Annotated in this window: 4 protein-coding genes; all 4 read left to right on the plus strand. The window is 43.3% G+C overall.

All coding sequences use genetic code 11. The features are described 5' to 3' along the window. Positions 1-432, plus strand: a 432-nt coding sequence (locus B4J23_RS04635; protein ID WP_291358938.1) for a phosphatidate cytidylyltransferase, incomplete at its 5' end; no start/stop codon positions are given. Further along, positions 433-1,629 (plus strand): 1-deoxy-D-xylulose-5-phosphate reductoisomerase, encoded by a 1,197-nt coding sequence (gene ispC / locus B4J23_RS04640; protein WP_125278339.1) that lies wholly within the window; start codon positions 433-435, stop codon positions 1,627-1,629. Positions 1,630-1,632: 3 nt separating this feature from the next. Then, positions 1,633-2,988, plus strand: coding sequence for an RIP metalloprotease RseP (rseP, locus tag B4J23_RS04645; RefSeq protein ID WP_125278338.1), 1,356 nt, complete (start codon positions 1,633-1,635; stop codon positions 2,986-2,988). A 38-nt stretch (positions 2,989-3,026) separates the two neighbouring features. Next, positions 3,027-5,440 (plus strand): outer membrane protein assembly factor BamA (gene bamA / locus B4J23_RS04650; protein ID WP_291358942.1); only part of this gene is annotated, 2,414 nt, incomplete at its 3' end.

Here is a 5,440-nt window from a genome sequence, read left to right on the forward strand (position 1 = left end):
CTAAACTCCCCATGGTGGTTGATGTACCTGTTCCTGCTGGTATGGGGTGCAGACAGTGGCGCTTACTTTGTTGGACGCAAATTCGGCAAGAAAAAACTCGCACCAAATGTCAGCCCAAACAAGTCGATAGAGGGTCTATACGGCGGTATTCTTACCTCCATGCTCATCGTGGTTGCCGTCGCTTCACTTTATCTGGATATGACCTGGCCAGAGCTATGTCTATTCCTGATCCTTTCTGTTATTACCGTATTTAGTTCAGTGCTAGGTGACTTGTTTGAATCCATGATTAAGCGTCGTGCTGGAATCAAGGATTCGGGCCGTATTTTGCCGGGTCATGGTGGTGTACTAGATCGTATTGATTCTTTGCTTGCTGCAGCTCCTATCTTTGCAACAGGCATATATGTTTTAAAACTTATTGGCGTAGATTTATAAATGTCACAAGCTGTTTGTATACTGGGTGCTACAGGTTCAATTGGTCAAAGTACTTTAAAAATTTTGCAGCAACATCCTGAAGCTTACTCGGTTTTCGCTGTGACAGCGCAAAGTCGTATTACTGAGCTGGCAGAAATCTGTCAGCAGTACCGTCCTAAAGTGGCTGTAGTGCCTGCAAATAAAGTCGATGAGCTTTCTCAGTTGCTACAAGTGCAGGGCTTATCAGATATCGAAATTCTTCAGAACGAAGCAGGCTTAATTTCAGTTGCAGAGCATGCGGATGTTGATATCGTAATGGCAGCAATTGTCGGGGCGGCAGGCCTGCTTCCTACCTTGGCTGCAGTCAAAGCGGGTAAGCGTGTCCTATTGGCTAATAAAGAAGCCTTGGTCATGTCCGGCGACATCATGATGCAAGCCGCGCGAGATTATGGTGCATTATTATTGCCTGTCGACTCTGAACATAATGCAATTTTCCAGTGCCTGCCTCAAAACTACTTTGATGCCGAACGTAATGGTCAACCTAAGCTCGGTGTTCATCAGATTTTACTGACTGCTTCTGGCGGTCCATTCCTGAACCATTCGCTTGAACAATTGCATGATGTGACACCTGCTCAAGCCTGCAAACATCCTAACTGGTCAATGGGGCAAAAGATTTCCGTAGATTCCGCTACTTTAATGAATAAGGGACTGGAACTTATCGAAGCGTGTCATTTGTTTGCAGTTCAAGAACAATTTGTTACAGTTGTTGTGCATCCACAGAGTATTATTCATTCCATGGTGCAATATGTGGACGGGTCGACATTGGCACAAATGGGCAACCCGGATATGGGCACGCCAATTGCACATGCTTTGGCATGGCCGCAACGGATCAGTACCCATATCCCGGCTCTGGATTTGTTTAAGCATTCACAGCTGAATTTCCAGGAACCGGATGTGGTTCGTTTTCCGGCACTGAAATTAGCACGTCAAGCCATGAAGAGTGGTGGAATTGCGCCTACAATTTTGAATGCGGCCAATGAAATTGCAGTTGCTGCATTTTTAAATCAGCAAATCAGATTTACCCAAATTCCTCAGGTGGTTGAAACTGTCCTGAACCAGATGGACAATCAACCAGCACACGATCTGGATACTATCCTGCATGCAGATCACACAGCACGAGGTTTATCACAGCAATATGTTGTGAATAAAGGAAGTTAAGACATGAACGCCTTGTTTATTATTGCAGCCGCAATCCTATTACTCGGTCCCTTAATTGCGATTCACGAGTTTGGTCACTACATTGTGGCACGTAAACTGGGCGTTAAAGTACTGGTCTATTCCATTGGCTTTGGGCCAACCCTCCTAAAATGGACTTCCAAAAAATCCGGTATCCAATATCAGCTTTCAGCTTTGCCTTTGGGTGGCTATGTCAAAATGCTGGACGAGCGTGAAGGCAGTGTGGCAGAAGAAGACTTGCCTAAAGCCTTTAACCGTCAGCATCCCTGGAAACGTATTGCCATCGTTGCTGCGGGTCCTCTCATTAACCTGCTTTTAGCTGTTGTCCTGTTTTGGGTACTTTTTTTACCTGCACAGGAACAGCTGAATACTCGTGTAGGTAAGGTCTTACCAAACACACCTGCAGCCGCGGTACAGATGCAGCCGGGCGACAAGATTGTCGCTGTAGATGGTACACAAGTCGAAACTTGGGAAAAACTGAGTTATGCCTTGGTGGATCGTGTGGGTGAAACTGGTGTGGTTTCGATTCAGGCAGATCGTGCGGGTGAAAACAAGATATTCCAGTTACCAATTCAAGACTTTCTTAAAGATCAAAGTCAGTCACCCCTTGATACACTAGGTTTCTTGCCATATCGTCCGGAAATTCCGACTGTGGTGAGCAAACTGAGTGAAGATGGTGCAGCCATTCGTCAGGGTCTTAAAGAAGGTGACAAGATTCTGGCCATTGATGGTGTACAGATGAAAGACTGGTTCGATGTGGTACAGGTGGTACAGGCATCACCAGAAAAATTACTTAAGATAGATGTATTACGTGGTAATAAGGTGGTACATCTTCAAGTCATGCCGCAAGGTAAACGTGACAATATGGGGAATGTAACCGGTATGCTCGGAGTTCAAAGCGATCCGGGCAAGGTGACAATTCCTGCTGAATATAAACAGATGATTCACTATACGCCTGTTGAGGCGATGGTGATGGCGTTTGACAAGACAGCACATCTGTCTTCAATGATTCTGAACTCGATCGTCAAAATGGTACGTGGTCTGATTGGTCTGGATAATCTTTCTGGCCCGATTACCATTGCCAAAGTGGCAGGACAAAGCGCGGAAATGGGTTGGGAAACTTTTATTTCCTTTATGGCGCTAATGAGTGTAAGTTTAGGGATATTAAACTTATTGCCAATCCCAATGCTTGATGGCGGACACCTGGTTTATTATTTTATCGAATTAATTCGTGGTAAACCTGTTTCTGAACAAATACAATTGGTTGGATTAAAAATTGGTATGGTACTGCTCGGCAGTATGATGCTTTTGGCATTATTTAATGATTTTATGCGTTTATAATAACGTAAATGGAATAATTAACAGCGGAAAAGACTGGCATGCAGCACACACATTTATTTATGCCTTTGGCACTCGTTAGTGCAATGGCAGTAGCACAACAAGTATATGCGGCAGAAGACTTCATTGTACAAGATATAAAATTTGATGGATTGGTACGTTTAACTCCAGAAAATGTGTACGGCTTGGTGCCAATCAACAGTGGTGACCGGGTGAATGATCCGATCATTGCCAATGCGATTCGTAGTTTGTATGCATCTGGACTATTTGATGACATTAAAGCCGTTCAGCAGGGCAGTACCTTGGTATTCCAGGTTGTAGAACGTCCGGTAATTTCAAAAATCGAGCTGAAAGGCAATAAGCTGATTCCAAAGGAAGCGCTGGAAGAAGGCCTGAAAAAAATGGGTCTGGCTGAAGGTGAGGTACTGAAGAAATCTGCACTGCAAACAGTCGAAACCGAGCTGGAACAGCAATATATGCAGCAAGGTCGTTATGATGCCGATATTACGGTAACAACGACACCGCGACCAAATAACCGCGTTGAAGTACTGATTGATTTTGTTGAAGGTAAAGCCGCTAAAGTTTTTGATATCAATATTATCGGCAATACTGTCTTTAAAGAATCAGATATTAAGCAGGCTTTCGCTGTTAAAGAAAGTGGCTGGAGCTCGGTCATTTCACGTAATGACCGTTATGCACGTGAAAAAATGGCTGCGAGCCTGGAAGCTTTACGTGCGATGTATCTGAACCGTGGTTACATCAACTTCAATATTACCAATTCAAGTCTGAACCTGAGTGAAGATAAAAAGAATGTGTTTATTGAAGTTTCGGTCAATGAAGGCGAACAGTTTAAGTTTGGACAAACCAAATTCCTGGGCGATGCGCTTTATAAACCTGAAGAGCTACAAGCTTTGCAGTTGTATAAAGAAGGTGATACCTACTCTCAGGAACGAGTGAATGCGGTCAAGCAGCTATTGCTACGTAAATATGGTAATGCTGGTTATTACTATGCTGAAGTAAATGTTGTACCTCAAATCAATAACGAAACTAAACAGGTTGATCTGAACTACTATATTAATCCGGGTCAGCAAGTGACTGTACGTCGCATCAACTTCACAGGTAACTCTAAAACTGCCGATGAAGTATTACGTCGTGAAATGCGCCAGATGGAAAGTGCGCTGGCAAGCAATGAGAAGATTGACCTGTCTAAAGTACGTTTAGAGCGTACTGGTTTCTTTAAAACAGTTGATATCAAACCTGTTCGTATTCCAGGATCACCAGATCAGATTGATTTGAATGTGGCAGTTGAAGAGCAGCATTCAGGTACAAGTACTCTAGCTGTTGGTTTCTCTCAAAGTGGTGGTGTAACGTTCCAGGCTGGATTAAGTCAGACTAACTTCCTGGGTACAGGGAACAGCGTTTCGATTGACCTGTCACGTTCCGAAACTCAGGATTACTATAATTTGAGTGTAATGGATCCGTACTTCACGATTGATGGTGTACGTCGCGGTTATAATCTTTACTACCGTAAAACAAAGCTTGATGATAATTACAACGTAAATAATTATGTTACAGACAGTTTTGGTGGTGGTATTAATTTTGGTTATCCAATTGATGAGAATCAGAGTGTAAGCCTGGGTCTGAATATAGACCAGACTGAAGTTACCACAGGGCCATACGTATCTACATATGTACGTGATTATTTGCTAGCAAATGGCGGTAAGGAAACAGGAAGTCCAGGTAGATACTGTCCAGAAGGTTTGCTGAATAGCGAAGATGGCACCTGTGGTCCTAATAATGAAGGATGGATCTCTTTTCCTGATGAGTTTAAAGGTGATTTCTTAACCTATAACCTGAATCTAGGTTGGTCTTATAATACCTTGAACCGTCCAATGTTCCCGACCACAGGTATGTCACATCGTGTTAATGCAGAAATTGCCTTGCCAGGAAGTGATGTGGAATATCAAAAGCTCACCTATGATGCTCAGGCTTTCTTCCCATTAGGCAAAGACTTTGTTCTGCGTGGTTATGGTCGTTTAGGTTATGGTAATGACCTGCCTTTCTATAAGAACTTCTATGCCGGTGGTTATGGTTCAGTACGTGGTTATGAAAATAGTACCTTAGGCCCTAAGTATCCAGGTGTAACATACAATGAATCACGACAACAAGACTATGGTCCAGAAGAAGTGGGTGGTAATGCTTTAGTTCAGTTTGGTACTGAGTTAGTCCTTCCTGTACCATTTAAAGGAGATTGGGCACGTCAGGTTCGTCCAGTACTCTTTGCAGAGGGAGCACAAGTTTTTGATACTCAGTGTGATGTACCTCGTGGAAATTTATATCTTGATCCACAAAATACTGATGTAGATGCAAAGCAATACTGTAAGGATAACTTTGGTTTCGATGCAGGCAATATGCGTTATAGCGTAGGTGCTGGTTTCACCTGGATTACCATGAT

This window comes from Acinetobacter sp. UBA3025 (assembly GCF_002367915.1).
Classification (GTDB): Bacteria; Pseudomonadota; Gammaproteobacteria; order Pseudomonadales; family Moraxellaceae; genus Acinetobacter.

Excerpts from the sequence above, each read along its gene's own strand:
- ispC (WP_125278339.1), top strand. The coding sequence starts at position 433 with ATGTCACAAGCTGTTTGTATACTGGGTGCTACAGGTTCAATTGGTCAA.
- rseP (WP_125278338.1), top strand. The coding sequence starts at position 1,633 with ATGAACGCCTTGTTTATTATTGCAGCCGCAATCCTATTACTCGGTCCC.